The organism is Congregibacter brevis (genome assembly GCF_045689245.1).
Taxonomy (GTDB): domain Bacteria; phylum Pseudomonadota; class Gammaproteobacteria; order Pseudomonadales; family Halieaceae; genus Congregibacter; species Congregibacter brevis.
In genome coordinates this window covers 1,785,587-1,812,532 of record NZ_CP136865.1, presented here as the reverse complement: position 1 = coordinate 1,812,532, position 26,946 = coordinate 1,785,587, and the positions used below count along the sequence as shown (strand labels likewise).

General features: G+C 53.3%; 27 protein-coding genes. 13 read left to right on the top strand and 14 right to left on the bottom strand.

Annotated elements, in window-relative coordinates; translation table 11 throughout:
• Window positions 1-198 precede the first annotated feature (198 nt).
• The gene (locus R0137_RS08025) at window positions 199-888 is read left to right on the top strand and encodes a pseudouridine synthase (protein WP_407329859.1); all 690 of its coding nucleotides are present in this window, start codon (window positions 199-201) and stop codon (window positions 886-888) included.
• Between the two features lie 19 nt (window positions 889-907).
• Here the strand turns inward: R0137_RS08025 and R0137_RS08020 are convergent, their stop codons facing one another.
• Window positions 908-1,291 carry a DUF5329 domain-containing protein gene (locus tag R0137_RS08020; RefSeq protein ID WP_407329858.1) on the bottom strand — a complete coding sequence of 128 codons (384 nt, stop codon included), beginning with the start codon at window positions 1,289-1,291 and terminating at the stop codon, window positions 908-910.
• A complete protein-coding gene (locus R0137_RS08015; protein WP_407329857.1) occupies window positions 1,288-2,187 on the bottom strand; it encodes an endonuclease/exonuclease/phosphatase family protein in 900 nt (299 codons plus the stop codon). Before R0137_RS08015 ends, R0137_RS08020 begins: the two co-directional genes overlap by 4 nt.
• A 234-nt stretch (window positions 2,188-2,421) precedes the next feature.
• On the opposite strand from R0137_RS08015, the gene R0137_RS08010 reads away from it, so the two are divergent.
• The 3 genes from R0137_RS08010 to R0137_RS08000 all read left to right on the top strand — a co-directional run bounded on the left by R0137_RS08010 (window position 2,422) and on the right by R0137_RS08000 (window position 5,369).
• Entirely contained in the window at window positions 2,422-4,050 is a 1,629-nt protein-coding gene (locus tag R0137_RS08010; protein ID WP_407329856.1) for a hypothetical protein, read from the top strand.
• Window positions 4,051-4,179: 129 nt separating this feature from the next.
• The gene (locus tag R0137_RS08005; protein WP_407329855.1) at window positions 4,180-4,899 is read left to right on the top strand and encodes an ion transporter; all 720 of its coding nucleotides are present in this window, start codon (window positions 4,180-4,182) and stop codon (window positions 4,897-4,899) included.
• A 71-nt stretch (window positions 4,900-4,970) separates the two neighbouring features.
• Complete coding sequence (locus R0137_RS08000) at window positions 4,971-5,369, top strand: hypothetical protein (protein WP_407329854.1); 399 nt, start codon at window positions 4,971-4,973, stop codon at window positions 5,367-5,369.
• A 31-nt stretch (window positions 5,370-5,400) separates the two neighbouring features.
• Here R0137_RS08000 and R0137_RS07995 read toward each other — a convergent pair whose 3' ends face one another.
• On the bottom strand, window positions 5,401-6,840 hold the full coding sequence (locus R0137_RS07995; RefSeq protein WP_407329853.1) for an amidohydrolase: 1,440 nt from the start codon (window positions 6,838-6,840) through the stop codon (window positions 5,401-5,403).
• Between the two features lie 161 nt (window positions 6,841-7,001).
• Between R0137_RS07995 and R0137_RS07990 the strand changes: the two genes are divergently transcribed.
• Complete coding sequence (locus R0137_RS07990; RefSeq protein ID WP_407329852.1) at window positions 7,002-7,442, top strand: hypothetical protein; 441 nt, start codon at window positions 7,002-7,004, stop codon at window positions 7,440-7,442.
• Window position 7,443: 1 nt separating this feature from the next.
• Here the strand turns inward: R0137_RS07990 and R0137_RS07985 are convergent, their stop codons facing one another.
• The 5 genes from R0137_RS07985 to R0137_RS07965 form a co-directional block, all read right to left on the bottom strand.
• On the bottom strand, window positions 7,444-8,358 hold the full coding sequence (locus tag R0137_RS07985) for a D-hexose-6-phosphate mutarotase (RefSeq protein WP_407329851.1): 915 nt from the start codon (window positions 8,356-8,358) through the stop codon (window positions 7,444-7,446).
• A gap of 62 nt (window positions 8,359-8,420) precedes the next feature.
• Complete coding sequence (locus tag R0137_RS07980; RefSeq protein WP_407329850.1) at window positions 8,421-8,864, bottom strand: nuclear transport factor 2 family protein; 444 nt, start codon at window positions 8,862-8,864, stop codon at window positions 8,421-8,423.
• Between the two features lie 94 nt (window positions 8,865-8,958).
• Window positions 8,959-10,293, bottom strand: a complete 1,335-nt coding sequence (locus R0137_RS07975) for a DEAD/DEAH box helicase (RefSeq protein ID WP_407329849.1) — start codon at window positions 10,291-10,293, stop codon at window positions 8,959-8,961.
• A gap of 228 nt (window positions 10,294-10,521) precedes the next feature.
• A complete protein-coding gene (locus tag R0137_RS07970) occupies window positions 10,522-11,358 on the bottom strand; it encodes a S1 RNA-binding domain-containing protein (RefSeq protein WP_407329848.1) in 837 nt (278 codons plus the stop codon).
• Window positions 11,359-11,455: 97 nt separating this feature from the next.
• On the bottom strand, window positions 11,456-11,869 hold the full coding sequence (locus R0137_RS07965; RefSeq protein WP_407329847.1) for a CBS domain-containing protein: 414 nt from the start codon (window positions 11,867-11,869) through the stop codon (window positions 11,456-11,458).
• A 384-nt stretch (window positions 11,870-12,253) separates the two neighbouring features.
• Here R0137_RS07965 and R0137_RS07960 point away from each other — a divergent pair, with 384 nt between their 5' ends.
• Window positions 12,254-13,867 carry an ABC-F family ATPase gene (locus R0137_RS07960; protein ID WP_407329846.1) on the top strand — a complete coding sequence of 538 codons (1,614 nt, stop codon included), beginning with the start codon at window positions 12,254-12,256 and terminating at the stop codon, window positions 13,865-13,867.
• Between the two features lie 64 nt (window positions 13,868-13,931).
• Here the strand turns inward: R0137_RS07960 and R0137_RS07955 are convergent, their stop codons facing one another.
• Together R0137_RS07955 and R0137_RS07950 are read right to left on the bottom strand one after the other, a co-directional pair.
• Window positions 13,932-14,720: a thioredoxin family protein gene (locus tag R0137_RS07955; RefSeq protein ID WP_407329845.1), complete on the bottom strand. Its 789-nt coding sequence runs from the start codon at window positions 14,718-14,720 to the stop codon at window positions 13,932-13,934.
• Between the two features lie 9 nt (window positions 14,721-14,729).
• Window positions 14,730-15,200, bottom strand: a complete 471-nt coding sequence (locus tag R0137_RS07950; RefSeq protein WP_407329844.1) for an isomerase — start codon at window positions 15,198-15,200, stop codon at window positions 14,730-14,732.
• 87 nt (window positions 15,201-15,287) lie between these two features.
• Here R0137_RS07950 and R0137_RS07945 point away from each other — a divergent pair, with 87 nt between their 5' ends.
• On the top strand, window positions 15,288-16,655 hold the full coding sequence (locus R0137_RS07945; protein ID WP_407329843.1) for an NAD(P)-binding protein: 1,368 nt from the start codon (window positions 15,288-15,290) through the stop codon (window positions 16,653-16,655).
• 63 nt (window positions 16,656-16,718) lie between these two features.
• Here the strand turns inward: R0137_RS07945 and R0137_RS07940 are convergent, their stop codons facing one another.
• Together R0137_RS07940 and R0137_RS07935 are read right to left on the bottom strand one after the other, a co-directional pair.
• Window positions 16,719-17,555, bottom strand: a complete 837-nt coding sequence (locus R0137_RS07940) for a putative RNA methyltransferase (RefSeq protein ID WP_407329842.1) — start codon at window positions 17,553-17,555, stop codon at window positions 16,719-16,721.
• Window positions 17,556-17,620: 65 nt separating this feature from the next.
• The gene (locus R0137_RS07935; protein WP_407329841.1) at window positions 17,621-18,697 is read right to left on the bottom strand and encodes an NADH:flavin oxidoreductase; all 1,077 of its coding nucleotides are present in this window, start codon (window positions 18,695-18,697) and stop codon (window positions 17,621-17,623) included.
• A 138-nt stretch (window positions 18,698-18,835) separates the two neighbouring features.
• On the opposite strand from R0137_RS07935, the gene R0137_RS07930 reads away from it, so the two are divergent.
• From R0137_RS07930 to recQ, 3 genes are all read left to right on the top strand, one after another.
• On the top strand, window positions 18,836-19,819 hold the full coding sequence (locus tag R0137_RS07930; protein ID WP_407329840.1) for a phospholipase A: 984 nt from the start codon (window positions 18,836-18,838) through the stop codon (window positions 19,817-19,819).
• A gap of 105 nt (window positions 19,820-19,924) precedes the next feature.
• Complete coding sequence (locus R0137_RS07925) at window positions 19,925-20,122, top strand: hypothetical protein (RefSeq protein ID WP_008294628.1); 198 nt, start codon at window positions 19,925-19,927, stop codon at window positions 20,120-20,122.
• Window positions 20,123-20,274: 152 nt separating this feature from the next.
• Window positions 20,275-22,083: a DNA helicase RecQ gene (gene recQ, locus R0137_RS07920; protein ID WP_407329994.1), complete on the top strand. Its 1,809-nt coding sequence runs from the start codon at window positions 20,275-20,277 to the stop codon at window positions 22,081-22,083.
• A gap of 3 nt (window positions 22,084-22,086) precedes the next feature.
• Here the strand turns inward: recQ and ltaE are convergent, their stop codons facing one another.
• Window positions 22,087-23,193: a low-specificity L-threonine aldolase gene (ltaE, locus tag R0137_RS07915; protein ID WP_407329839.1), complete on the bottom strand. Its 1,107-nt coding sequence runs from the start codon at window positions 23,191-23,193 to the stop codon at window positions 22,087-22,089.
• 31 nt (window positions 23,194-23,224) lie between these two features.
• Between ltaE and R0137_RS07910 the strand changes: the two genes are divergently transcribed.
• From R0137_RS07910 to R0137_RS07900, 3 genes are read left to right on the top strand one after another with little or no spacing between them, the layout of a single operon-like run.
• Window positions 23,225-24,301 (top strand): dipeptidase, encoded by a 1,077-nt coding sequence (locus R0137_RS07910; RefSeq protein ID WP_407329838.1) that lies wholly within the window; start codon window positions 23,225-23,227, stop codon window positions 24,299-24,301.
• Window positions 24,302-24,328: 27 nt separating this feature from the next.
• Window positions 24,329-25,093 (top strand): SDR family NAD(P)-dependent oxidoreductase, encoded by a 765-nt coding sequence (locus R0137_RS07905; protein ID WP_407329837.1) that lies wholly within the window; start codon window positions 24,329-24,331, stop codon window positions 25,091-25,093.
• Between the two features lie 33 nt (window positions 25,094-25,126).
• The gene (locus R0137_RS07900) at window positions 25,127-25,486 is read left to right on the top strand and encodes a GFA family protein (RefSeq protein ID WP_407329836.1); all 360 of its coding nucleotides are present in this window, start codon (window positions 25,127-25,129) and stop codon (window positions 25,484-25,486) included.
• Window positions 25,487-25,513: 27 nt separating this feature from the next.
• Here the strand turns inward: R0137_RS07900 and R0137_RS07895 are convergent, their stop codons facing one another.
• Window positions 25,514-26,677: a porin gene (locus R0137_RS07895; RefSeq protein WP_407329835.1), complete on the bottom strand. Its 1,164-nt coding sequence runs from the start codon at window positions 26,675-26,677 to the stop codon at window positions 25,514-25,516.
• Window positions 26,678-26,946: the final 269 nt, after the last annotated feature.

Genomic DNA, 26,946 nt, shown 5'->3' with positions numbered 1-26,946 from the left:
ACTAACCCCACCGCAGGAACCCGCTGCGACGCGATCGTGCTAAGGAGGCGAAGAAAATGCCGGGACAGGCGTCGAAGCTTAAAATAAATGAGGAGAGACAGAAAAAAAACTCCATGAATAAGTGTGCCGTTAGCTAAAAGCCACACGCTTAACGCAGGCAAGCTAAGATACTAAGACTAGTCGATTTTACGAATAAAAATGCCAAGACTCGATAAACATCTCAGTAAGGCGACAGGCATTGGGAAAGCAGAGTTAAGGCGAGCTTTGGCTCAAGGTCGCGTCACGGTCGACGGTGTACAGGCGCGCGATGGTGCCCAGCTCATCAATAAATTCCATAAGGTTCAGGTAGATGAAGAGACGACACAGGACAATACGCCTCGCTACCTGATGCTGCACAAGCCGCCGGGGGTGGTCTGTGCTACGCGAGATCCTCAGCATAAAACCGTCATCGACCTGTTAGACCAACCTTGGAAAAGGCAGCTGCACATCGTCGGCCGACTGGATTACAACTCCACGGGCCTCGTACTCTTGAGTAACGACGGGCACTGGTCCCGGCAACTGTCCTCCCCTAAAGCGTCTCTAGTAAAGCGTTACCTGGTAACAACAGAAAAACCCATAGGCACCGAATGTATCGCTGCTTTTAAGGCGGGGTTTTTCTTTGCTTACGAGGGTCTTACAACACGTCCCGCAGGGCTCAAGATACTTGGAGAGTGCACGGCGGAAGTGGAATTAACGGAAGGCCGCTACCATCAGATCAAGCGCATGTTTGGCCGCTTTGATAACAAGGTACTGTGTATTCACCGTTTTGCCGTGGGCCATTACGAATTAGGCACACTCGAACCGGGAGAAGCCGTCGAGGTACCTAAAGATCCCCTTAAGCCCCCCTAGAGATACCTTAGCGAGACACTCAGGGAGTTTGCGACGCTCGAAAGCTTAGCAACTGAGCGGTGAGCCAGTCTTTAGATAAATGGTCACCCGTATCTTCACATTGGATGTAGTAAGGCTTGCCGGTCCAGGAACTCTCGCTCGCCAATCGCTCAATAAACTGCTCTGCGCTTCCCGCATAACGTTTGCCACGACGATACTTAAGCCTCAGATGATCCGCCGCGTCCTCAGACGAGTGCTCATCGCCGTTGCGAACAAAGACACAACCGCTTTTTTCTACACTCGCTATGAGAAACGTTATTTCCTGATCTACCACATCAGCGGAATCCGCTGCAGAAAACGCGCTTGAAAGCAGGAACACTAATGCCAACAAAACGCGACCGCGCAGCAAGTTAAGCAAGATCATAGTTCAGGGTCCACCGTAACGATGTGTTCCGCATTAAGTTTAAAAGAAACCACCATTGGGTTGTGGTCTGACGAGGACACCTCAAAAACCTGAGCCTCCACTACATCTAAACCCCGAACATACATATGATCAAGAGGCCTGCCAAACACCCTTTCTCGATAGTCATTCTCGAAGACCACCGGCCGCAAACCCAGCCTTTCAACTATGTCGGACAACACGTTTTGGCGCCCCCGACGCCAGGTATTGAAGTCACCGGAAAGCAGCACCGCCCCATGGAAGCCTTCAAGCGCCTCGGAAACAGCATCAAGCTGCATGCGGTAACTCAACAAACCAAAGCTGAAGTTCAGCGCATGCATATTAACGACAACCAAGCGGTTGTCACTGTCGCTCAATGCGTACTCCGTGATGTTGGTCGACTTCGGTGTACCTAACCACGGCTCTACCGCACTAAGCCTACAGCGAGATACCGGCTCCACGTCGCTAAAGGTAACAACCCCGGTAATGTCGTCACCCTTCACATATCCTGGCGAAAATGCCGCGAAGGGCACCTGTTGGAGCTGATCTGGCAGCTGCATACTCAGTGCTGCTTCCTGAAGAAGCACCAGGTTTTTATCCTGCGAAAACCGCTGCAAATCCTCCTGCCAATTCGGTTCCTCACCCTTCTTAATGTTCCAGTTCAAAATTCGAATACCCGGCCCCACAAGCTCGGTACCTTCAGCGAATTTGTCCGTCCCTAGAGATGCCCTACACGCTGCAGCAGTCTTTAGTGGAGCCAGGGGTATACCCTGAAACTCGTCAAAGTTGTTCGCCGTTTCCAGAAGACCCAATTGGGTACCGGCACAGGACAGCAGTAGTCCGACGCCCAAGATAACGGCGACTGACTTACGAGTACTCACGGTGGACTCACCAACATACCTGATCCCAAAACCTTGGAGAAAAACCTTACTTGGACCGAAGAGAAAACAGTGGATCTCTTGGAGGTCAAAAGCACCTGATGGTTCATTATAACCTTCCGTTTTAAACGAAGACTTATGGGCTAGGACGTAGCTCAGCAACTGCCTGCCATGTACTATCGATGCCGTAACATGAGTCCTCAACTATGAAATCACAGCAATAAAAGGCCGCTCATCATGTCAGTGATTCAGTCGCTCACTAACCGGGCCGTGTTCCAAAGCCTGAGAAGTACCACACTGGCAATCACAGGTTCAGCTTGCACCATTGGTGGTTTGGTTGCAGACGTCCTCCAGCCCGTCGCCCCTTTTGCTTCCTATTTGTTTGTCATCGCCGCTTTTGCGTTTGTCATTCTCCTGATCATCTACTGGAGAGGCAAAGAAGAACTCCTCGGCGCCGTGGCTTTCTCGGGTGTCGCCGCAGGCGTCTTTGGCCTCATTGTCTTGTTTCAATCTTCTGAGGGGGCGGAAGAAAACGGGTTCGTAGCCAGCACTTTTCCGGGCGTTGCCGAGTTGCAGGCGAGTCTGGGGATCATCGATCAGAAGCTCGATGGCATCTATCAAGACACCCAAAGCCTCCGTGAGAGCGCGGATCGAATCGAAGACAATCAAGCCCAGGTCATGCGAACACTGGAGGAAATGCGCGCAACTTTTGCCAGTGGCGGATTGATAGATTCACCGCGTTCACCTGAAGATCACTATCACAACGCTCGGCTTCAGGAACTGGGCGGCGACTACTCGGCGGCAAGACGATCCTACATCAGCTACTTCGCCAGTGACCTACCGTTGTTGGACCCTCATCTGCGTTTTCTTGCATTTCTCAAAGTTCAAGAAGGCACGGCGGGAGCGCGCGAGACCTACATGACCCTCATGGCGGGAAAAACCGAGGGGATTCCCGCTTATGTCCGATTAATACTTCTGGACGCTCGTCAGCGGGTTCCCCGTCTAGAGGCTTATGCCGCGGAAAACCCTGATTTTGCACCGACGTTTTATCATCTGAGCGAAGAAGTATCGGAGCGAAGACTTGGATTTCAGACTCTCGCCAACAAGCGCGCCGAGAGAGACTACCTCGCTGCTTTTCAGTCCGCCGACGAAGCCGGAGGCCTCTTAAAGCACATGATCGACCAGTCCCTTGTGGAGGAGTGGCGTAACGATGCGAGTATGCGGCTTACAAGCCTGAACACTAATAGTGGCAGCGCTCTCAACAACCCCGTGTCCATCAGCTTCGGTGTGAACAACTCCGGATACACCGCAACGCTGGCAATTGCTGAACCGGTTGTGGAGGTTTTGTGGAATCAAAAAGACGGCGAAGCTCGAAGCACGGGTGAAAGCGGCGCGCTAAATCCTCAAACTGGCAAACCCGTGCCGCAAATGTTCTTTAACCTTCCTGCAAATCAGGGGGACACGACAATCGAGATTCGCTATCGCGACAGAAATGGTGCTCTCCAAGGGCCCTTCGATTTCCCATTCAAAGGGCAGCAGGAAAGCAAAGACGCGAACCAGCGTATCCTCGAATCAACGACTACAAGCTGGGTAAGTTTTAGAGATTACGATGGAAAACGGCTCCTCTACTTCACCCACCTTATGAGCTACCGAGGCAGTATCAAGATTATTCAGTACGGCTTGAATAGCAATAATCCGACCAAGCGATTCCGATTCCCCGCCTGGCGAAAGGCGGGAATGGCTCCTATCGATGCTAAAACACCGATGTACAAGTCAGTCCCCCGAAGCACTCGCTACGTCACTGTCCAACTCACTTACAAGGACGGCAGCAAATCTGCGATACAACGTTTTGATTACCCAGGTTAAGCCTAGCGTCATAAGCTATGGTTTTGAGCACCGTCGCTTCGTTAACCTTCTTTTCACTAACGACGACCTCGTAAACGATAGTTGCGTGAGCTAAAGGGAGACTAGGAATTGTCGAAGGAGAGCCTAAGTTTGCGTGCGCGCCTGCGCCCAAAGGTCATTGGGAGCGGAACACTCTCTGCTCGCATATGCCAATCGTTCATTCAAATACTGATTGTCCTTTCCATCATCGCGTTCACCGTGGAAACGCTCCCAGATCTCTCGCCCGCTGCGAGAAGCACCCTACGCAACTTCGAAGTGTTTGTTATTTCAGTCTTCACGCTGGAGTACCTCCTGCGCTTTTGGCTCAGCGAAAAACGCGTGGAGTTTGTCTTCAGCTTTTATGGCATCACGGATCTTTTGGTGATTCTCCCTTTTTATCTTCAACTCGGTCTGGATCTTCGCAGCCTTAGGATCCTGTGGCTCTTTCGCCTCTTCAGGCTTTTTAAACTCGTGCGCTACGTCGATGCTGCGAAGCGTATCGGCGATGCCTTTCGACTGGTTCGTGTTGATCTGGCGGTGTTCGGCATGGGGGCACTTTTTGTCTTCTACCTTGCGGCAGTGGGCATCTACTTCTTCGAGCGCGACGCTCAACCGGACACTTTCGCGTCAGTGATCCATTCATTTTGGTGGGCGCTAGCTACTCTCACCACGGTGGGTTATGGGGACGTGTATCCCGTCACCATGGGAGGAAAGATCTTCACGTTCTTCACCCTGATGATTGGGCTGGGCGTGTTCGCGGTACCGACGGGCCTGATTACCATGGCGATTGTGAGCACCCGCGAAGCTACACTTAACGATGACGCCTCCTAAGACCGAGCGAACACAGGCAAAGCTAGGTGTATTGACCGACCATTTAGTCCAACGCCGCGGAAGCAAGCGCTATGAATCACAGTATTTCTCCAACGATTGCCAGACTGGTTGCTGGTCTCATTCTTCTGACCACGAGTTTCGTCGCTACGGGCGCTGACCTGGACTCTCTCATAAAACAGCTCCAGAGCAAGAATATAACGGTAGAAACCATTGCAGCCTTAGTTGAGTTGGACGATCCGACATTGAGAATGGGTTACGGACTCTGTGAAGCTGCGGGGCAATCGTTATGTAAGCCGGACGGCTCTCTCGGCTATGGCCTTTGTGAAGTAGCTGACGGAACACTTTGCAAGAAGAATGGCAGCCTAGGCTACGGCCTGTGCATGCTTGGGAGTGGCAAGGGGTGCGTGGAAAAGGGCAGCTTGGGTTATGGCCTATGCGAACTGGCAGGCGAGAAAAACTGTAAACCTTAATCCTTGCCTGCCACCTCAATCAGAACAAACGCTATCTCCGGTAGTCCAGCGCCGGCGCTCGGTCACCCAGCAGTGCCGAATAGCGAAACTCCGGACCTGTGCGATCATCGAACTCGCTTTTGGCTTTTTTGAGCATCTCTGGTTTTTTGTAAAGGTCCATAGCGCTGAGAGCCAAGGTTTTGGCCGCAACCATCATACCTTTGTATCCGATCGCAGTGCCCCCCGCTGCCACTGCCTGCCAACTATGTGCGGGCGTTCCGGGCACCCATGTAGCGGCTCGCATGGCAGCCATAGGTACGTTCCAACTCACATCGCCCGTGTCCGCTGACGCCTTACCTTTGGTGAACACCATTGGCTGCACTTCGCCGGCTGATTCAATGGCTGGAAGCTGCCCGGGCAGAGTCCCTTGGATCTCCCGTGCAAAGGCGACGTCGTCTTCGCTGTACTCAACACCTCCTACCATCGAGAGATTTGAGTGCAGCACACCCGCCAGTGTCTCGTTTGGCAGACGAGGATAGGTTCCACCAATGATCTCGTACTCCATTTCAGTTTCTGTACCGATCGCTGCGCCCTCGGCGGTTCGTACAACGCGATCCCATACCGAGCGAACCTCATCCACATCTTCGTGACGGATGACGTAATAGACCTCAGCCGTTTTCGGTACGATGTTAGGCGCGTTACCGCCATCAGTAATGACGTAGTGAATCCGCGTGGGCTCAGTCGTGTGCTCACGTAACATATTGACCATGTCGTTCATCGCCTCGACGCCATCAAGCGCTGAACGTCCACGCTCGGGCGCGGCGGCGGCATGAGAAGAACGGCCGCTAAAACGAAATTTGCCGGAGATAGTGGCGAGGTTGGTGCCGGGGTTAGCAGTGTTGGCATCGCCAGCATGCCAGCTAATAACCGCGTCAACATCATTAAACAAGCCGGCGCGCACCATGTAGACCTTCCCAGAACCGCCCTCTTCCGCTGGCGTGCCGTAGTAGCGAATAGTGCCAGGAGTGCCGGAATCGACGAGCCAGTTCTTCACGGCAATCGCCGCCGCCAAAGAGGCGGTACCAAACAGGTGGTGGCCACAAGCCTGTCCTGGAGCACCGTCCAACATAGGTTCTTCATAGGGAACCGCCGCTTGGGACATTCCCGGCAGGGCGTCGTACTCTCCCAAGATCCCAATAATCGGACCGCTAGTTCCATAGGTCGCAGTAAACGCCGTTGGCATCCCAGCTACGCCTTTCTCTAGCGAAAAGCCCTCTTCCTCGAGAGCACTCTGCAAAAGGCGCGTACTCTCTACTTCGAGGTAGCCTAGTTCGGGGCTCGACCAGAGAGCTTCGGCGATGGATTGGTAGCGTTCATAGTCGCTGTTAAGACTCGAGACCACGTCGGCCTTGTCTGCCTGGGCAGACGACAGCGTCGAAAAAACCAGTAACGCGACCGAGCCGAGGCTCTGCGAAAGGCGAATGACAGGCATAGTTACTATCCGATTGCTATTTCACGAAGAGAGAAGAGTGCACTCTGATAGCGGTCACAGCAAGGCCTGCACGCACAAGGGCACCGATCTCACCCGCCGGTGGTTATTGCCACGTGGTGTCGCTACAATTTTGGCCCATTCCCCATTGAGTCGGAACAACCATGAAACAATTTTTTGTTGCTATGTCATTGCTGCTACTGGCCGCCTGTGTAAACACGGACTACACGGGAAAGTCCTACCCCCCGACCACCTCCGTTGATGTCTATTACAGCGTGGGCGATGTAAAGCGCGATTTCGAAGTCATGGGGTTGATCACCGCTACCGCGCTAGAAGGTTGGGATAGCGACCAGATGATTGAAGAACTGCGCACTCAGGCCATGGCCAAGGGAGCTGACGGACTTGTCATTCAGGGCGTTCACACAGACGTTATCGGCTCTACCACCAGCACGTCGGGAAAATCCAAGTCGGAACCTAAGTGGGTTGTTACAGAAGACGGCAAACTGAAGGACGTAAGTTCATCCAGCGACAAGTACAACGAATACTCTGTGACTACCGAGACCAAAGAAAAGGTGATTGACGCTGAGTTAGTGAAGTACCAGTAAGTTAAACGCTGGCTGCTCGCGCACTTTCCGCTGAAATAGTTACACCGAGTGTATGGGCGGCATCGGGTTCCAGACGAACAACATCTTCTCCCATGTTGCCTGTTTCCACGCAGACCATGCGCCGGTAGCCGCCTTCTTCAAAGTCATCCATCCTCGATGATTTAGCTATCCAGGGATTCCACACCACCGTCGAGTTACTGCCGCTTTTTTGCAACCGGATCGAACGCCCTCGCAAATCGTCATCGATGAATTCGTCGCCCGCAGTTTGCTGATAAATACGGTCCAACTCGGCATCAAATCGAACATCGCCCAGCTGTATGAAGCGGCGGCTGTCCTGCAGGGCATCGATGTATTCCGCTCCGTCCAAGCCCCGCACAGCTGCTCCAGCGATGTCACCGACGTTAAAGTAGGAGTGCAATGCTGCTGTCAGATCGACCACTTCTTTCGACGAATTCACCATAGTCAGCTCAAGGGATAAGACCTTCCCAACAGACACCCTTAGCTGCAGCTCGAAGGCATGAGGCCACAGCAATCGACTAGCTTCATCGTCCTCCAGACACAACATAACTTCGGTAGATCCATGCTCATCTTGCTGCACTGCTGTGAGCTGCCAAAAACGATTCCGCGCAAATCCGTGGGCCGGCATCTCAGCATCAGGGTGGGTACCGAACCACGGCCAGCATATCGGTATACCCCCGCGAACAGACTTACCCTCGGCAAAAACAGCCGTCTTACTAACCCAAAGCAAATCTTCCTCACCCTTTGGCTGAAAACTCAGAACCTGAGCCCCATGCACGGAGATGCTCGCTGATGCATGAGAGTTTGAAATCTGAATAATGGGGTAACCCGGTGACGCATCAGCGATCGAAACGAAACCAGAAATCGCGAACTTCTCGTTAAGGGAAATAGAATTCATTAGAGACGCTGCCCCTAGCGGTAGCTTTCGAGGTTTCGCACGACAGCGCTATGATTGCGACGCTAACTCTGCTTTGGCACTCGGGTTGCCTGCCAGGCACTTGCCCGCCATTCTCCAGCGCCGCGCTCGAACACTCCAGTATTGAGGTAGTAATCAACAGCCCCATCTGGAGATGTCGCCACGAGCCGGAAAGTCACGACAGCGATTTCATCCGCGAGAATGCGGATGTCCACTTGATCCGACGTATAAACAGCGGACTCTTCTTCGGGTGCTGCGGCCTCGCCCATGCCATCAAGGATCGTAGCCTTGCCGTATCGGGCGCCACTGGAACTTGTGTAGACGAGGTCCTCAGACCAAAACCGCTCATGCATAGCGACATCATTCACCGACGCACCTGCTAGGAATTCGTCAAGAAGTGCCTGTAGTTCAACGCGGTCGTCAGCAAAGACAGACGTGCTATTCAGAAGCAGTAGGACTGCGAGGTGCAAACCCAATTGTCTCATCATCGATGTTTCCTCGCCGAGCCTCGGCTTTGGTGAAAACAAGATACTGCGACAGAAGATTCAAGCCCGCAACATATTCATGAACGCCTGCTGCAATTTATGCAGTGCGTCGGTTGCCGTTGCTCGCTCGACTTCGAGCGCCACCGCCGCTGCCGCGTCTTGCCTGCTGCCCTCCTGCACCGGGCCGACCATTGCCCTGAGAGCGACCACGGCCAGCACCATTTCCGCGGCCACCATTACGTCCACTGTTTTGCCGGCCTCCACGGCCATTCTGTATGGGCTCAGCTTTGATCGTGGGATCAATATCAAACCCGGGAAGATTGACCTTCTCGATTGCAGACCCCAGCAGCTTTTCGATGTCTCTAAGAAGCTTCAGCTCATCTATACAAACCAATGATATAGCGTGGCCTTCTTGGCCCGCTCTGGCAGTACGACCAATCCGATGGATGTAGTCCTCAGCGACATTCGGCAACTCATAGTTAACAACATGCGGCAACTTATCGATATCAATGCCTCGAGCGGCGATATCTGTCGCGACCAGCGCCCTCACGGTACCCGACTTAAACTCTGCGAGAGCACGCGTACGTGCGCCTTGGGATTTATTGCCGTGTATCGCGGCGGAAGTGACTCCGTCTTTACTCAACTGCTCTGCAAGTTTGTTCGCGCCATGCTTTGTACGCGTAAAAATAAGCACCTGCTGCCAGTTGCCCTCGCCAATTTGCTGAGATAGCAGCTCACGCTTTCTACCTTTATCAACGGGATACACTAGCTGACTCACCAGTTCCGTCGCGGTGTTCTGCGGTGTCACCTGAATCTGTTCGGGGCTATTCAGAAACTCTGAAGAGAGCTTTTTGATCTCGTTGGAGAATGTCGCCGAGAACAGCAGTGTTTGTCGTTTCTTGGGAATCACTTTCATGACACGCCGGATATCGTGAATGAAGCCCATATCCAGCATGCGATCGGCTTCGTCCAGAACGAGTATCTCAATCTTAGACAGATCGATGCTTCGTTGCTGAACATGGTCGAGGAGACGGCCGGGCGTCGCGACCACCACGTCGACGCCCTTAATCAATTTTTGCTTCTGAGGGTTGATACTCACACCTCCGAAGATCTCCGCCGAGCGGAAATTCAGAAAGCGACCGTAGTCTCTGACACTTTCATGCACCTGCGCCGCGAGCTCGCGTGTCGGCGTCAGCACCAGTGCTTTGGGAAAACTCTTTTGCCTGTCTTGATATTTTTCCTGCAAGCGCTGCAGCATGGGTAGCGTAAAGCCTGCTGTTTTACCAGTGCCTGTTTGAGCGCCCGCTAAAAGGTCACTACCTTTCAGTACCAGAGGTATGGCTTGCTCTTGTATGGGAGTCGCCTCGTCGTAGCCTTGTTTTTCCACGGCGCGCAGCAATTCGGCCGAAAGGCCGAGATCTTTAAATAACACGTAATATATTCCTGATTTTGTAATGCAAATCATCTGACCAATCTGCCCATGAAACCTTTATCAACAAAGGCTTGCAGTGGCAGTGGCTCGGTCCAGACTATGATTTCTTGAGATACTAGCGAGCACAGAGTGTGCGGGCTTAGTTGCGGCGCAGACCGAAGTACGCCTCGAAGGCGCGCACATTAACAGAGCTGGCAGTAAAAGAAAGCAAAGAATTGCGCTTCTTAACTAGGCAATGCGAATCCCATCACGCTCCAGCGTGATAACACGTTGCTTGTAGAGGGCACCGATCGCCTGCTTAAACACTTTTTTACTGACGCCAAACATGGCGTAGATCTCCCTCGGCGGGCTTTTATCAGTAAGAGCAAGGAACCCGTCGTTTTCCTGCAGGCGATCCAAGATCTTGGCGGAAACGCCATCCATCTTCATTTTACTAAAACCAGGCTGGTTCAAGGAAAGATCTATTCTGCCGTCATTCCGAATGCGCTGAACAAATGCATCCAACACCTGCCCTTTGCGAACACGCTGATACAGCTCGTTGCTATAGAGTAGCCCCCAGCATTCGTGATTAATGATCGCTTTGTAACCCAACTCTGTGCGTTCCGCGATCATTACACTGACTCGCTGCCCCTGCTTTATGACGGGAGCGGTGTCTTCAATCCAGTGATCAATACGTGTAGACCCTGCTAACCGCCCTTGATTGTCCACATAGACCTTCACCAGGGTATGCGCCCCCTTTTTTAACGGATGCTGCTGTTCTCCGAAAGGGACAAAGAGATCTCGCGGTAAACCCCAGTCCACAAAGGCGCCCAGATCATTCACCTCGACAACCTCAAGCCAGGCAACTTCCCCAAGCTGTGCTGCAGGCGTAAGGGTAGTGATCGCTGGATGGCCGTTGGTATCAAGATAAGCAAAGACCTCGAGAGTATCCCCAACAGCGAGCGAATCGGGGCACTGCCCGCGCTCAAGGGGCAGCCGCCCCCAGTCTTCACCGTCAAGAATGGCGCTATGCGTTCCAAGTTCCAAAACGTCTAAAGAGCTAAATCGCCCGATTTCGCGCTGCATGTTCCCGTCCGTACTCAATACCTTTTCGCGCTATCCTAGTCCATCAGGGCTTTTAGGTCGCCTGAAGAACACCAAGGGAGCGGCTGGATAGGCTGTTTTAGGACCCTTTGAGCGACTGGAACTCCCCAACTGCTTTAAGTAACTGCCGGATCGTAATTTGTCCGATAAGGCGACCGTCCTCGACGACCGGTCGACGCCGCTTGTTCTGGCGAAGCATATCCTGCGCAACATCAACGATGTCTTCGTCAGGATGCGCTACTAAAAGATTCTCAGCGGTCATGTATTCCCGCACCGTACCGAAGCCGTCGTTGTTGTATACCGAGCTGAGCACAGCGCGAAGGCAGTCCATTTCCGACAATACTCCCACCAAACGGTGGTCATCTTCTATTACACAAACACCCGAGATTCGATTGTCGCTAATGGTCATCATCGCTTCGTAAACGTTGGTATCGGGCTTCACCGTAACGGGGTGGATAACCATGTAATCACGCAAACTTACTGACTTCAGCATACTTTTCCTCCAGACGCCTATGTGCCTATCGCAAAGAAAGACCGCAGATAGTTTTGCTGTTTATAGATGCAACAAACTCCTGCGGGTTCATAGCCAAACTCTCGTATTGCATTCATCCACGCCTAAACGCAAAACACAAGAGCGGCTTGTTTATGTAGTTTCAAGAACGCGCGGGAGAGAATCTGCGGGCAGAACATCACCGCCCATACCCGTGGGCGGGTTTGCGAAGCGCAGCTAAGGCAGTCAGGACTGGAATTATTCCCAAGGTCTTTGCTCGACCGGAGCCCTTTAGTCCATTACTGTGCGCGGCATTCCAAGCTTTCGAATTTCCCAACGTCAGGCCTCCCTCGAGGGCGCACGGCGTTTTGTGTCAGGACCAGTCAATTGATCTCTACCGCCAACATCACAATGCAGTTCGCCGCTAAGCCCCTTTTTGAGGATATATCCGTCAAATTCGGTGATGGCAACCGCTATGGTCTCATCGGTGCTAACGGCTGCGGCAAGTCAACGCTCATGAAAATCCTCGACGGGAGCCTTACCCCTACCTCAGGAAATGTATCCATCTCTCCCAACGAACGCGTGGGCAAACTCAACCAGGATCAATTTGCCTACGAAGAATTCACCGTTGTGGACACGGTGATGATGGGCCATGAAGAGCTCTGGGCTGTAAAGCAGGAGCGCGACGAAATTTACGCCAATCCTGATATGTCAGAAGAGGATGGTATGCGCGTCGCTGACCTGGAAGTGCTCTTTGCTGAAATGGACGGCTACTCCGCCGAGAGTCGAGCGGGTGAGATTCTAACGGGCGCTGGCATTGCTCAGGAACTTCATCATGGACTCATGAGCGAAGTAGCACCGGGGTGGAAGCTACGGGTGCTGTTGGCGCAGGCTCTTTTTTCCGATCCGGACATTCTCCTTCTGGACGAGCCCACCAACAACCTCGATATCGACACGATTCGCTGGCTTGAAACGGTGCTCAACCAAAGCAAATCGACCATGATCATCATCTCTCACGACAGGCATTTCTTAAATGCGGTCTGCACACATATGGCGGACATCGACTACGGCGAGCTCCGCGTCTATCCAGGCAACTACGACGACTTTATGACTGCCTCCACCGCGGTGCGCGAACGTCTGCAGTCACAAAACGCCAAGAAGAGTGCGGAGATCGCCGATCTCAAGCAATTCGTATCACGCTTTTCGGCGAATGCCTCCAAGGCAAAGCAGGCCACTTCTAGGGCCAAACGCATTGAGAAAATCAAACTAGACGACATCAAGCCGTCCAGTCGGGTTAGCCCTTACATTCGCTTTAAGCAAGACAAAAAGCTTCATCGTCAGGCGGTTGTCCTTGAGGAGTTGGGTCACGGCTTCGACGAGGGCCCCTTGTTTGATAAAGGCAGTCTGATTCTTGAAGCGGGAGCACGGCTTGCGGTCATCGGCGAGAACGGTGCCGGGAAGACAACGCTTCTACGCTGCCTTATGGGTCAGATCGAAGCCAACGCAGGAAGTGTTAAGTGGGCAGAGAGCGCGACCCTCGGATACTGCCCCCAAAACACCAATGATGAGTTCGACTCAGACCTCAACCTGTTTGACTGGATGAGCCAATGGCGAAAGCCAAGCCACGACGATCAGATCGTGCGCGCGACATTGGGAAGACTACTCTTCTCATCGGACGACTTCCTGAAGAAAGCGAAGGTGTGCTCTGGAGGCGAAAAGAACCGCTTACTGTTCGGCAAACTTATGATGATGGACACCAACGTGTTACTGCTGGATGAGCCCACTAACCACCTGGATATGGAGTCCATCGAATCGCTAAACCTGGCGCTCGAGCACTATGACGGCACACTGATCTTCGTAAGCCACGACCGGGAGTTTGTCTCATCGTTGGCTACCCGCATTCTCGACATTAGAGACGGTGAGCTGGTCGATTTCCAGGGCACCTACGATGAATACCTGGCTCATCAGGAAGCCCTGGGTAACGTCGCTCTGGCTTCCTAAGGGCCGGCCTCCAACCCGGGAATAGCTGCGAATAGCCGCGGAAACGTCAGTTTTCCCATAGAGACTAGGAATCACCCTCCCAGCTAAACGATGGGTACTCCGGAAACACCAACTCGGTGTCGGGCGCTTCTTGCGCCTGCTGGCGTAAAGAGAGAATGTCTTTTTGCAAAGCGGATCTATAGCGCCAAACCTCGCGCCATTGCTGCAAAAATTCCTTCCCAGCCGCGCCGGTTCGATCTTCGGCCTGCATACCGGGCACGAGATGTTCATAAGCGCTTTGTAGCCGCTCTGACTGAGTCTGCTCAAAGGACAAGACCAGCGATGCCTGCGCATCCGGCAAGGGCACATAATTTGGCGAGGGATTCGCAGCATAAACCTCAAAGTATTCCAGATATCTCTCTAGAGGCACTGAGTCTGCGGAGCCCCATATGCTCATATCGTCTCGGTTAATAAGCCGCTCGTTATCCGCATTGATAATCATCACCGTAGGCGTCGCGAAATAATGCGCCTGATTGAAGCGGCGACTTATCGCCCTTAGATCCTTGAAGTACCCGACATCAATGAATACCGTTTCGTAGTTCGCGGCCAGTAACTCCGCAACCCGAGAATCAGAAAACTTTTCGACGAGTCCCCGACTGTCATGACACCACTGCGCGCCCATAACGACCAATAAGAGCTTATCCTGCGCCCTAGCGCGCTCAAGACCCTTCTGTACGTCGGCCATAGGATCTTCAGAAGCGATATACGCTGACTCCTGCGTGCCTGAGCTATCGCTGGCCCAGCTGCTGGCGGTGAGCATTGAGAGCAGCACGCCAAAGACTGAGAAAAATATACCGAACCTTAATTGCTGCATCATTGTTCCTCAGGCGCTTCGCAGCGCGCGAATAGCGGCGTAGCAGAGCAGATACACAATCAGCAGCGCCCCGACAAATGCCATCCCAAAGCCCAGTGCACCCCAGAAATTGCTGGCTCCAAGAGGGTTGTCACCAAAGCTCAGAGCGCGACTGCCGGCCGCATTCCCGCCCCAGTAAAAAACGGTATTCGCCCAGCCAATATAGATAAAGCCCCAAGCAGTGACACTTCGCATCTTGTCACTCAGGGGTATCAATGGAAGTGCCCAAGCCAGTGCAAGAATCAGGAGACCGTTTGTTAAACCGCCGGAGTGAGCACGAGCCCAACCCTCCGCAGTACCGTAATAGGGCATGGCTACTATTTTGCTGGGATACAGTTCCAGTCCACCGATCAAGCCAAAGCCCAGCATGAATCCCGCAAACATGCTCATCACAATCACGAGAAAGGCGTTTCCAATCATTAACTTTTGAAGTCGTTCCATTATTTTTATTCCTCCGATCCATGGCACTTGCCGAGCATCTATTTATTTGCCACTGTTCAGTCACAATAATGACATAGGAAACTCGGGATGGAAGCACGCGGCACGGATTACTTAATTGTGGGCGCCGGCGCGATGGGCATGGCTTTTGCGGATGTACTCATGCAGGAGTCAGATGTAACAATCACCATTGTCGATCGCTATCATCAGCCCGGTGGTCACTGGAATCTGGCTTATCCTTATGTACGCTTGCATCAGCCCTCAAGCTTTTACGGCGTCAACTCCCGACCTCTTGGTTCGAATCGCATTGACACTGCGGGCAACAATAAGGGGCTCTACGAACTAGCGAGTAAGGCTGAAGTTTGCGCCTACTATGACGATCTCATGCGTGATTTTGTTAGTTCCGGCAGAGTGCAATACTTCCCTATGTGTGAATATCAGGGTGGTGGGAAAATCCAATCGATGACATCAGAGCAGTGTCATCATGTGGACGCTGCCACCATCGTTGATGCGACCTTTATGAACGTGAAGGTGCCGTCAATGGCCGCACCCTCCTACGATATTGGAGACGGCGTCACCTGCGTTCCTCCCAACGCGCTCGCGAGCCTCCGAGGTGACTTTAAGAGGTACACGGTAATTGGCGCTGGAAAAACAAGTTTCGATGCCTGTCTGTTTCTATTGGACAATGGCGTCTCTGCGGATTCAATCCGTTGGATTAAACCCCGAGAGTCCTGGCTGTGGGATCGAGCCTATGCGCAGTCGGAGGACCTTTTCGAAAGCTCGATTCAGCAGCTTTCGATCCTGCAAATACAGTCTGTCGCCGACTCCGAGTCTGCCGAAGATTTCTTTGTGCGCGCCGAAGCAGCGGGAGTGGTGCTGCGCATCGACGAAGGTGTAAAGCCCACAATGTTCCGCTGCGCCACGGTGACAAAAACCGAGATTGCAAAACTGCGTTCGATCGAGAACGTGGTTCGCCTAGGTCGCGTGCAGAGCATCTCGACACAGAGCATCCGTTTAGACGAGGGGTCTGTTGATAACGAACCGGATACGCTCTTTGTCGACTGCACTGCCGACGGGCTGGAGCGCCGCCCTCCGGAGCCTGTTTTTGCCGACTCGGAAATAATTTTGCAGTCCGTGAGAACCTGCCAGCAAGTGTTTAGCGCGGCTTTCATTGCCCACGTGGAGCTGACGGAACACGATGAGACCCGCAAAAACACCCTCTGCGCCCCGGTACCCCATCCGGATACGGATACGGACTATTTCCGTAATATGTTGGCGGACCTGGTGAATGGATTAGCCTGGCAGGAAAACCCCTCGCTCATGGAGTGGATGAAGAATGCTCGTCTCGATGGATTCACTTCTTCGCGCACGAGCGCGGAAGCCGATGCGGCGTTCATGCAGGGTCTACAAGAACAGGGAATGATCGCCGCAGAAAAAATCATGGGCTATTTGAGCTGAGGCAGTTTCTGCAACAACGCGGCCACAACCACCACTGCCCATATCCAGCGACGACCGCGGGACTTAGCTCTTACGGAACAAATCCACGGATACGTTAACGGTCACCGGCATCGTGTCTACTGCTGCAGCGCGCTCTTTGCCTTCTGCGGAGGCCCGAAAAAAGTGTGGTGTCATGAGCAGCAAGTCAGCCATTTGAGTCTTGTCGAGACCTACTGTCTCAAAATTGAGCTGTGATTGCGCCTGTAGCGAAAACCCCGGCGGTGCTGACTGCGATAGCTCTCGATCCTTAAGCGATGGATAAATAAGGCGCCGAAGCTCGATCAAGTGATCGCGCCCCGCCTGCACGCGCAATAAGAGCCCCGAGGGCTTCAATATTCGCGAGAAAGATTCAAAGTCAGGAAATCCGAACATATCGATCACGGCATCGGTAGACGCATCTCCCAAGGGAATGCTGCGATTACTGGCTACAAGCCAAGTAGCCGCAAAACGCCTTGCGGCCACCTGTACTGCCCACTTCGAGATATCGAAGCCCACCATTGCGACGCTCGGAAGACCTGCTTCAGCTACACGATCGCGCAGATGTCGCAGGTAATAACCCTCGCCGCATCCCGCATCAACAATGAGTGAGCCCGTCACTAAATGCGGCAGGAGAACGTCAGCGACACTGTTTGCTACGGCCTGATAATGACCACCCTCCAGGAATCGGTGGCGAGCAGCCACCATCTCATGGCTATCACCGGGATCTTTGGACCGCTTGTCCTTAGCCGAGAGAAGGTTGGCGTAGCCTTGTTTTGCAATGTCGTAGGCGTGGCGATTTGCGCAGTGGAGCACCCCGTCCTGCCAATCCATCGGCAAGCCGTCTAGAGGACATCGCAACGCAGTATTGAACTCAAAAGGCATAGATATCGACTTTACGGCAGTGGTACAGAGAGAGCTTTGTACTCACCGGTAGCTCGTCGAGAGCCTCAGCCCTCAACAAAACCCTTCCAGGTTGCCATATAGTCAATAAACGCTTCACCGAGCCCTTCGCTGCGCAGATGGTCAGCACTCACAGGGTTCGACACTGGTTCAAACTCCGGATTCGCTGCCACCAACTTGGGAAAATCGTGATGCAAAATCGCGGACCGCCCGACCACAACAAAATCTGCGCCTTCAGCAATACCACGACGGGCATCTGCTGCATTGCGGATCTTGCCGGCAACCCCCAGCAAGACATCGCCCCTGTCTAGCTCTGTGAAGCACTGCAGCAAGGTCTTTCCGTCAAAACCATCCTCCTCAGGCGTCTTGAACGAGTCCCAAAGTGACATATCGAGAAAGTCGATCTGCCCCTCGTACATCAAACGTTGTGCTAGCACCCGCATTTCGGACAATCGAATATCAAAGCGCTCAGGGGACAGGCGCACCCCTAACAGAAACTCCGACCCACACTTCGCTCTCACTCCATCAATAATTTCCAAAAGCAATCGGCTTCGATTCTCAAGAGAACCACCGTACTCATCATCCCGTTGATTGATGGTCGGGCTCAAGAATTGCGCCAACATGTAGCCGTGCGCTCCATGCAACTCAACTCCGGTAAACCCGGCTTTCTCTGCACGCACTGCGGCCGCAACAAAATCATCCCTAAGACGCCAAACCTCTTCGAGAAACAAACCTCTGGCGCCGGTCTTTTCATTATCGCTGGGACATTGCGGTTGCACACCGATAAGCTCACTGGGCGAACGCATGCCCGCATGATGTAGCTGCAACACAGAGATGCTAGCCTGCTCGTTTATGCCCGCGGCGAGGCGGGTCAAACCGGGTAGAAGCTCGTCAGAAAAACAACCCAGCTGCCCGGGAAATCCACAACCCTCGGCCTGCACATGGGATGCGCAACTCATGGTCACACCAAAGCCCCCTTCGGCACGTTTTGTCAGCCAGTGATACTCATCATCGCTCAGGGTGCCGTCCGGGTGGCTCTGCAGGTTGGTAAGAGGTGCCAACATAAAACGGTTGGGCATAACCGCGCCGCTTTTGAAACTCAAAGTGTCTGATAAGTCGATCATGCTGCTGTTCCCACGCTTAGAGGTCGCACATTCTGGCGAGACTATTGCTGTGTGTACAGTGTTTGTGACGTAGACGATCGGTAGTGCTCATCTGCTATGGTCGCTGCTCTACCGATTAAACCCTCTGAGCTCTTACCAATGAAACGCTATTACCGCCTTATCCTGATCTTGCTGGTTCCTTTGTCAAACGTAGTCTTCGCTAGTCCCGAAACCTGCGCCTACATTGCAGAATCCGACGCCCGACTGAATTGCTTCGACAGTTACTTCACTCCTGAAAAATTACCTGAGGTGAATGCTGAAGGCGAAGTAGAGCTTCTCAGCGAAGCGCTCCCCCAGCTCTCGCTCATCGAAGCACGAGTGGAGCAGGAGTCCACCCTGACCGATCAGTGGTTCTCGATCACACCCCATCACCCCAACTACATTCTGCCCCTGACCTTCAGCAGTAATCCTGATTACTCCGACTTTGGCCCCCTTGAAGAGAGCTTCAGTGACTATGAAATAAAGATGCAGTTAAGCCTCAAGACACGCTTGGCAGAGGGGCTCTGGAGGGATTCGTCGATTTGGGCGGCCTACACACAGCAATCCTACTGGCAGCTCTACGCGGAAGACGACGCTTCGGCACCCTTTCGAGAAACCAACCATCAGCCTGAAGTCTTTTGGCAAGTGCCCGTGGACTTTGAGGTCTTTGGCTGGAACGCGCGCATCGCCACCCTCGCCCTCAATCATCAGTCTAATGGACGCTCGGAACCCCTTTCTCGAAGCTGGAATCGCGTGACCGCTGAGTTGGCGCTGGATCGGGGTAACTGGGTTGTTTCTGCCAAGACCTGGGCCCGGATCAGCGAACCCGCCGACGTTGATGATAATCCCAACATAGAGGACTACATGGGCAGGCTCCAGTTGGGCCTCATCCACAAGCGCGAACGACATACCTTTGCCGTTGGCCTGAAGAATAATCTCAGCAGCCCCAATCGCAGCGGTCTGGAGGTGAATTACACCTTCCCCTTATTCAGTCGGCTTAAGGGTTTTGTACAAATCTACTCCGGCTATGGCGAAAATCTGATTGATATGGAGAACTACAACAATCGTATCGGCATTGGCATAGCCCTTACAGACTGGCTGTAACAAATCCAGGACGAGCGGTCTCAGGCCGTCCAAAGAAGTTCTCCGAACTTCTGACGCTAAAATTTGCTATGCTATGCGCCCGAAAAAAGTGTTGAAAGTATAGTTATGGCTAAGAAACCCCTGAGAACCGCCGGCAAGAAGAAGCCGCCAGCGGCGGTAGAAACATCCTCGTCTCTAGAAGATAAAGTGAAAGCTTTTCTGGAAGCCGGTGGAGAAATCGAGCAAATCAAGTCTGGTGTTAGCGGTCAGGCCAATATGGCAGCTCCCAAGGCAAAGTCAGCCGCCAGTAAGAGCGCAAGCTAGGCCACTCGACAACCATTGCTCTGTTACTGCCGTTCGATAGCTATCGCTAAGTAAATACAGCCAAAAGCAGCACTCCTACGAAAGGCTACCGTTGCCGACAGTGCTACTAAGCAGAAACTCCGAGGCAGCCGCTGCAACCAGAGCACTCGCAGATTGACCACACAGCCGAAGCGCTAGACACTCTTCAGCACGTATTCGGCTACCCGGCGTTTCGTCCACCGCAGCAAGAAATCATCAACACTCTTCTCAACGCAGAGGACGCCCTGGTCATCATGCCCACGGGCGGCGGCAAGTCTTTGTGTTACCAGATACCTGCGTTACTCAGAGAAGGCTGCGCGATCGTGGTGTCGCCACTCATCGCGCTCATGCAGGATCAGGTAGAGGCACTCCAGCAACTCGGCGTGCGCGCCGCTTTCCTAAACTCTAGCCTCACCCCTGAGGATGCGCGAGCTATCGAGCAAGACTGGCTCGATGGTCGACTAGATTTACTGTACGTGGCTCCCGAACGCCTTTTGCAGGCACGGATGCTTCGCCTTCTTAATCAGTTAACACCTGCGCTCTTCGCCATCGACGAGGCTCACTGTGTATCCCAATGGGGTCACGACTTTCGCGAGGACTATCTGGGACTCAGCGAATTGCATCAGAGATTCCCGGAAGTCCCCCGTATTGCCCTCACAGCCACCGCCGACGCGCGAACACGGCAAGAAATAGCGGAAAGACTCAAGCTTACCGAAGCCCGCCATTTTCTGGTCAGCTTTGATCGGCCCAACATTTGCTATCGCATCGCATTAAAAGACAATCCGCGAGGTCAGCTCTTACGCTTTTTGCGTGATGAGCATCGGGAAGATGCAGGCATCGTATACTGCCTTTCTCGCAAGCGCGTGGATGAGACAGCGCGCTGGCTGGCGGAGCAGGGTTTCAATGCTCTCCCGTATCACGCAGGACTCCCGGCAGAAACGCGAGCCGAGCATCAGCGCAGATTTCTTCGAGAAGACGCTGTGGTGATAGTTGCAACCATCGCTTTCGGCATGGGCATCGACAAACCCGATGTGCGGTTTGTTGCACACCTCGATTTACCCAAAACCGTAGAGGCCTACTATCAGGAAACCGGACGTGCCGGTCGCGACGGTCTGACAGCTAATGCCTGGTTGGTATACGGATTACAGGACGTCATCACGCTGCGCCAAATGCTCGATCAATCCCAAGGTAGTGAGGTCTTCAAACGCGAAGAGCAGCACCGCCTGAACGCAATGCTCGGTCTTTGCGAAGTGACCACCTGCAGAAGACAAGCTCTTCTGGCGTACTTTGACGAACATTTGGAGAATCCCTGCGGAAACTGCGATAGCTGCCAGAACGCGGTCGCTACCTGGGATGGAACGGAGGCTGCGCAAATGGCGCTGTCCGCGGTGTACCGGACGGGTCAGCGCTTTGGTGTAAACCACCTCATCGACGTTTTACGGGGAGCTGAGAACGACAAAATCATTCAGAATGACCACCATCGTTTACCGACCTTTGGAGTAGGTAAAGCACTGGACTCCCGCCAATGGAAGTCCGTGTTCAGGCAGCTTGTTGCTCGAGGGTATCTAAGCGTCGATATGACACGATTTGGCGCTCTTTGCCTCCAAGAAAGCGCACGCGGTGTATTGCGTGGCGAGGTTGAGGTTCAGTTACGTCAGGACCCTAAAAGCAGCTCTGCAAAACGCACCACCAAAAGTGCGATACCAGAACATATTGACGTGGGGCTTTGGGAAGCTCTGCGGGAGTGTCGGCGACAGTTAGCGGAGAATCAGGGCATTCCGCCCTACATCATTTTTCACGATCGCACGCTGCAACTCATCTGCGAGCAGCGCCCGGGGAACATTGCCGAGTTTGCAGCGATCTCAGGTGTAGGAGATCGCAAAAGAGACAAATACGCCGAGGCGTTTCTGGCGGTGGTCAGAGACAACCAACCCCTCGCCTAAACCCTAAGCAAATCGACGACAACTGGCGATCAAGTGATCGACCTCCTCCTCCGACACATCCTGATGAAATACCCAGCGAGTCCCCGATATCTTGATGCCGTCGCCGTGAAGATGTTCCGTGAGCGGCCCTATTGCCATATCCGGAGACAGCATCACCATATTCGTTTGGGGGTCTTCTTGGAGTTTGAACGTGGGCAGTGCTGAGAGGGCCACCGCGACACGGTTCGCTTTGTTGTGGTCTTCCTGCAACCGGGAAACATTGTTTTTGAGGGCGTAAAGGCCCGCTGCCGCGAGAATGCCCGCCTGACGCATTCCTCCACCAAGCATCTTTCTCCAACGACGGGCACTGCGAATGCTTTCTTCATCACCCACGAGGAGCGACCCGGCAGGACATGCAAGTCCTTTGGACAGGCATATAGATACCGTATCGAAATGCTCGCAAATCTGCGCTAGGGGCAGTGATAGCGCCACAGCGGCATTAAACACTCGAGCACCGTCCAAATGTCGCCGCAAGCCGTTGCGCTGCGCCAGTTCACTGTAGCGCTCGAGATACTCCATGGGCAGTACTTTGCCTCCCTGGGTATTTTCGAGGCACAGCAGACGAGTAATGGCAAAGTGCGCATCGTCCGGCTTTATCGCGCGCTCCACCTCATCTAAAGCTAGGGAACCATCCTCAGCAAACGGTAATGGGCACGGTTGAATGCCGCCCAGGACGGCGGCGCCTCCACCCTCGTACATATAGGTATGCGCACCATGCCCCACGATGTACTCATGACCGCGCTGACAATGACTGAGCAAGCCAATGAGATTCGACTGAGTGCCTGTAGGCGCAAACACCGCGGCCTCTTTCCCTGTGAGCACTGCCGCATAGCGCTCTAACTCATTGACCGTCGGATCTTCGCCATAAACGTCGTCACCCGTATCCGCGTTATGCATCACTTCGAGCATCTCGGCCGTAGGCTTGGTTACTGTGTCACTGCGCAGATCTATCATCGTTAAGAGCAACTCAATTTTTGTAAACGACAAAATAGTAAACGAAAAACTATCGACCGCGGGCGCAGAACAGGTTTTACTCTCAGATACCGCATAGGTGGCAGCGAAGTCGGCCATCAGACGCTCCACAAAAAGAGGTGACCAGGGAATGGAATGGACATCAAACCGGCGATTGTTTCTTCAGGGCGCAGCCGCAGCTTTAGCCAGTAGCGTTCTTCCCGGCCAAGCAGCCACCAGTCTCTCGGACAAATACGAAGACATGCTTGTCATCGATGCCCTGTGTTTTGGCAAGGAGTGGGGAGCCGAGGTATTCACCGCTCTTCGCGCTGCCAACTACTCGGGAATCATTGAGAGCCTACCGCGAAAAAATCTACAGACAGCCATCGATGCTCTGTTGGAATGGCGCCACCGCATCGATGAACACGATGACCAGCTCATGTTCGCACTGGAGTCAGAGGACTTCCTGCGCGCCAAAGAGACCCAACGCACAGCGGTTATGATGAATTTCCAAAACTCCACGATGCTCAATGGTGACGTAGACAACATTGATGCCTTGTACGCACTCGGTATGCGCTCGTTCCAGCTAACCTACAACAGCCGAAACCTCGTCGGGGACGGATGTCTCGAGAGAACAAACGCTGGGCTCTCTGACTTCGGCCTGGAAGTTGTCGAGCGCATGAACGATACAGGCGTGCTCATAGATCTCTCCCATTGTGGCGACCAGACAACCCTCGACGGCATAGCGTTTTCCAAGAAACCCGTCGGCATCACGCACACCATGTGCGATGCCCTACGCACTCACCCCCGCGCGAAAACCGACGAGCAAATACGTAAATGTGCTGAAAAGGGAGGCGTCATCGGCATGATTGCTCTCGGATATTTCGTCGGGCCAGATCCTGGCGGAGATACTACTATTGAACACTATGCCGACCATATCGAGCATGCCGTTAACGTTGCCGGGATTGAGCACATAGGTATCTCGACGGACTACCCGCCCCAGGGCATATCACCTTGGGCTACCTACGAAGAATGGTTTGTACCTCGAACGGGGTTCTTTAAGCCGAGCTATGAGCTGCGTTGGCCACCCTGGATCCCAGAGCTCGATACACCAAACCGCTATCGCAACCTCTTAGCCGTGCTGGATCGTCGAGGATGGTCAACGGGAGATATGGAAAGACTCTTGGGCCTCAATTGGCTGCGACTTCTGAACGAAACAATCGGCTAAGATCACAATAAAAATCGGAGAAGCTTCATGGACAGTGTCAAAGACAAGACAGTGATTCTCACCGGCGGCGCTGGAGACATAGCGAAAGTCGTCCTGCGGCGCTTCGTGGCGGCAGGTGCCAAGGTAATGCTTGTCGATCTAAACGAAGAAAATTTGCAGGAGGTCGCGTCTGGCTATAGCGATGACACCGTGCGTTACAGCGTTGCTGACGTTACCTCAGAAGCCGACACCGAAAAATATGTGGCAGCGACGGTCGCGGCTTTCGGGAGCGTCGACGTGCTCCTTGCGAACGCTGGCGTTGAAGGGCCCGTTATGCCGGTAAGCGAGTTAGATCTGAGCATTTTCCAGTCCGTATTCAACGTTAACGTGTTGGGTGTATTCCTTGGCATCAAGCATGTGTTCCCCATCATGGCCGCCAGTGGTGGCGGCAGCATCGTGATCACCTCCTCCGTCGCGGGTGTCAGCGCCACGCCAGGAATGACCGCCTATGGCACGAGCAAGCATGCCGTAGTAGGACTAATGCGAGCCTGCGCAAAAGAAGGCGGCCCACACAACATTCGTGTGAATACGCTCAATCCCTCTCCGGTGGAGGGCCGTATGATGCGTTCTCTGGAAACAGGCTTAATGCCTGAGGATCCGGGCGCTCAATACCAGGCAATCAAGGCAAGCATACCCATGGAGCGCTACGCTGACCCCGAAGATGTTGCAAACATGATGATGTTTTTAGCAAGCGAAGAGAGTGGTTTTCTCAATGGTGGCGTTTACATGGTCGATGGTGGAATGACTGCCTGAACGGTAACGCATCACACAAGAGGAGAGCTGCGCATGCCCGAAGCTAGCTGCCATTGCGGCGCTGTTAAAATCGCTCTGAGTGTTACTCCCGAAACGCTCGTACAGTGCACCTGCTCGGTATGTCGACGCTATGGCGCTCAGTGGGCATTCCTTGACACCGAAACCACATCGGTGAAGGCCGCGCCCGGTAAGCTTGTCTCTTACATTTGGGGAGACCAGCAAATCGCTTTTCAACACTGTGCGAACTGTGGATGCATGACCCACTACGACTCCCTTAGTGAAGAGCAACCGAAACGTGTAGCAGTGAATGGGCGCATGCTAGCTCCGGAAGTGACTCAAAATCTCAAGCTACGCACCTTCGACGGGGCAGAGACCTGGCAGTTTTTGGATTGAGGGCTCCTGTTAGAGAGAAAATGGCAACTACCAAAACGCTCGAAGACCGGTAGTGAATCCCCAGCCACGGTAGGCTCCCCCATCGTTTGCCGAATCCTGCATTTCCGTAAACTGCAGTCCCGACTGCCACTTCAGCTTATGTCCGTAAAAAAACACATTTACCCCAGCATAGAACTCCTGATACTCATCGCCCCGCTCTTCGACTATCTCACGTTCGTAGCGACCCAAGCGCACGCCATTGTCATCCGCACTCTCTAGCCAGGTGTAGCGGAGAACAGCCTGAAACTGCGGGCTGTAAGTGTAAAACGGCATGAGCGTAAGGCCACGCGTGTCACTTCGATCGCCGTAGCCATTTCCTAGCGCCAAGTCACTCCACAAGCCCCACTTATCGGCTTCCCATTTACTCGAAAGGGAGAGTACCTGCGATAAATCTGGCGTTTGCGCCCCTTCTCGCTCCTCATTGTGGACGTAGTCAATGCGTAGCTCAGCGCGATCAACTGATAAGTGGCCAGAAAAGTCATGGCCAAGCGACAGCAGCGTAAATGCTCCCGCCTCGAAGAGGCCAAAGTCCTCATTGCTCTCCGCCGAGAACAAACCTGCCTTCCACATCAACCCACCGTCAGTCTCTCCAGCTGCGGAAACTCCGGTGAAGTACTCAGATGTAAACCACAAATTATTGGTCAGATTGTTACGCTGAGGCGTCAAAAGTTTTGTAGAGGAAGTGGCGCCATCAAGGGTAAAACCCGCGGATTGCTTTAGCAGTTTAATTTGTAGTTTTTCGCTAGGCGTCCATGCGATGTAGGCATCAGTGAACCGGTTAAACGACTCATCTGATTCATCATCACCCCTACTCGTATTGGCATTGAGATCCCAATCACCCTCCACATGCACGAGCCAGCTTTCCCGCAACTGCGCCTTAAAGCCAAAACGGAATCGTCGCCAAAGAGCATCTTCAAAGCGGCCTTGTTTTGCATCAAAGATCGCCCCATCGGCTTGCAAGCGCCCGCTCAAAGTGATTTTCTGCAACAAGGAGTCATTACTGCTAGCGTCGTAAAGGTTTGCCGAACTCCAAAGGCTAACAAGTGTAGGAGACGGCTCTGACTCCGCGTACAAAAACCCAGGCCGCAACACGACGTAAAGGAAAACCAAGCTTGATGCGGTAGAACCGCGGGCAACCATGCTCAAGATCACGAGGCTTGCCTTGGGGCCGCTACTGAATAAAGAAAGAGTAGTGAGCAATTCACGGCACAATCATAGCAAACAGGTAAATACGACAGTCTCAATTTTTTGACCTGCGATGGGAATCCTAGGTCCGTAGATACCTGCGTAAGTTTGCAACTTTTTGTGACCAGGTTGTACAGTTCGTAACCAATAACTATCTTTGCTATCACCAATATATGCCAGAGCAAGACCCTGCAAGGCTCCCTGTACTGTATAGCTTTCGCCGCTGTCCTTACGCT

What these genes read in the sequence shown, in the direction of transcription:
- R0137_RS08025 (WP_407329859.1), top strand. Translation starts at nt 199, where the DNA reads ATGCCAAGACTCGATAAACATCTCAGTAAGGCGACAGGCATTGGGAAA.
- R0137_RS08020 (WP_407329858.1), bottom strand. Translation starts at nt 1,291, where the DNA reads ATGATCTTGCTTAACTTGCTGCGCGGTCGCGTTTTGTTGGCATTAGTG.
- R0137_RS08010 (WP_407329856.1), top strand. Translation starts at nt 2,422, where the DNA reads ATGTCAGTGATTCAGTCGCTCACTAACCGGGCCGTGTTCCAAAGCCTG.
- R0137_RS08000 (WP_407329854.1), top strand. Translation starts at nt 4,971, where the DNA reads ATGAATCACAGTATTTCTCCAACGATTGCCAGACTGGTTGCTGGTCTC.
- R0137_RS07995 (WP_407329853.1), bottom strand. Translation starts at nt 6,840, where the DNA reads ATGCCTGTCATTCGCCTTTCGCAGAGCCTCGGCTCGGTCGCGTTACTG.
- R0137_RS07990 (WP_407329852.1), top strand. Translation starts at nt 7,002, where the DNA reads ATGAAACAATTTTTTGTTGCTATGTCATTGCTGCTACTGGCCGCCTGT.
- R0137_RS07985 (WP_407329851.1), bottom strand. Translation starts at nt 8,358, where the DNA reads ATGAATTCTATTTCCCTTAACGAGAAGTTCGCGATTTCTGGTTTCGTT.
- R0137_RS07980 (WP_407329850.1), bottom strand. Translation starts at nt 8,864, where the DNA reads ATGATGAGACAATTGGGTTTGCACCTCGCAGTCCTACTGCTTCTGAAT.
- R0137_RS07970 (WP_407329848.1), bottom strand. Translation starts at nt 11,358, where the DNA reads ATGCAGCGCGAAATCGGGCGATTTAGCTCTTTAGACGTTTTGGAACTT.
- R0137_RS07965 (WP_407329847.1), bottom strand. Translation starts at nt 11,869, where the DNA reads ATGCTGAAGTCAGTAAGTTTGCGTGATTACATGGTTATCCACCCCGTT.
- R0137_RS07955 (WP_407329845.1), bottom strand. Translation starts at nt 14,720, where the DNA reads ATGCAGCAATTAAGGTTCGGTATATTTTTCTCAGTCTTTGGCGTGCTG.
- R0137_RS07950 (WP_407329844.1), bottom strand. Translation starts at nt 15,200, where the DNA reads ATGGAACGACTTCAAAAGTTAATGATTGGAAACGCCTTTCTCGTGATT.
- R0137_RS07945 (WP_407329843.1), top strand. Translation starts at nt 15,288, where the DNA reads ATGGAAGCACGCGGCACGGATTACTTAATTGTGGGCGCCGGCGCGATG.
- R0137_RS07940 (WP_407329842.1), bottom strand. Translation starts at nt 17,555, where the DNA reads ATGCCTTTTGAGTTCAATACTGCGTTGCGATGTCCTCTAGACGGCTTG.
- R0137_RS07935 (WP_407329841.1), bottom strand. Translation starts at nt 18,697, where the DNA reads ATGATCGACTTATCAGACACTTTGAGTTTCAAAAGCGGCGCGGTTATG.
- R0137_RS07930 (WP_407329840.1), top strand. Translation starts at nt 18,836, where the DNA reads ATGAAACGCTATTACCGCCTTATCCTGATCTTGCTGGTTCCTTTGTCA.
- R0137_RS07925 (WP_008294628.1), top strand. Translation starts at nt 19,925, where the DNA reads ATGGCTAAGAAACCCCTGAGAACCGCCGGCAAGAAGAAGCCGCCAGCG.
- ltaE (WP_407329839.1), bottom strand. Translation starts at nt 23,193, where the DNA reads ATGGCCGACTTCGCTGCCACCTATGCGGTATCTGAGAGTAAAACCTGT.
- R0137_RS07910 (WP_407329838.1), top strand. Translation starts at nt 23,225, where the DNA reads ATGGAATGGACATCAAACCGGCGATTGTTTCTTCAGGGCGCAGCCGCA.
- R0137_RS07905 (WP_407329837.1), top strand. Translation starts at nt 24,329, where the DNA reads ATGGACAGTGTCAAAGACAAGACAGTGATTCTCACCGGCGGCGCTGGA.
- R0137_RS07900 (WP_407329836.1), top strand. Translation starts at nt 25,127, where the DNA reads ATGCCCGAAGCTAGCTGCCATTGCGGCGCTGTTAAAATCGCTCTGAGT.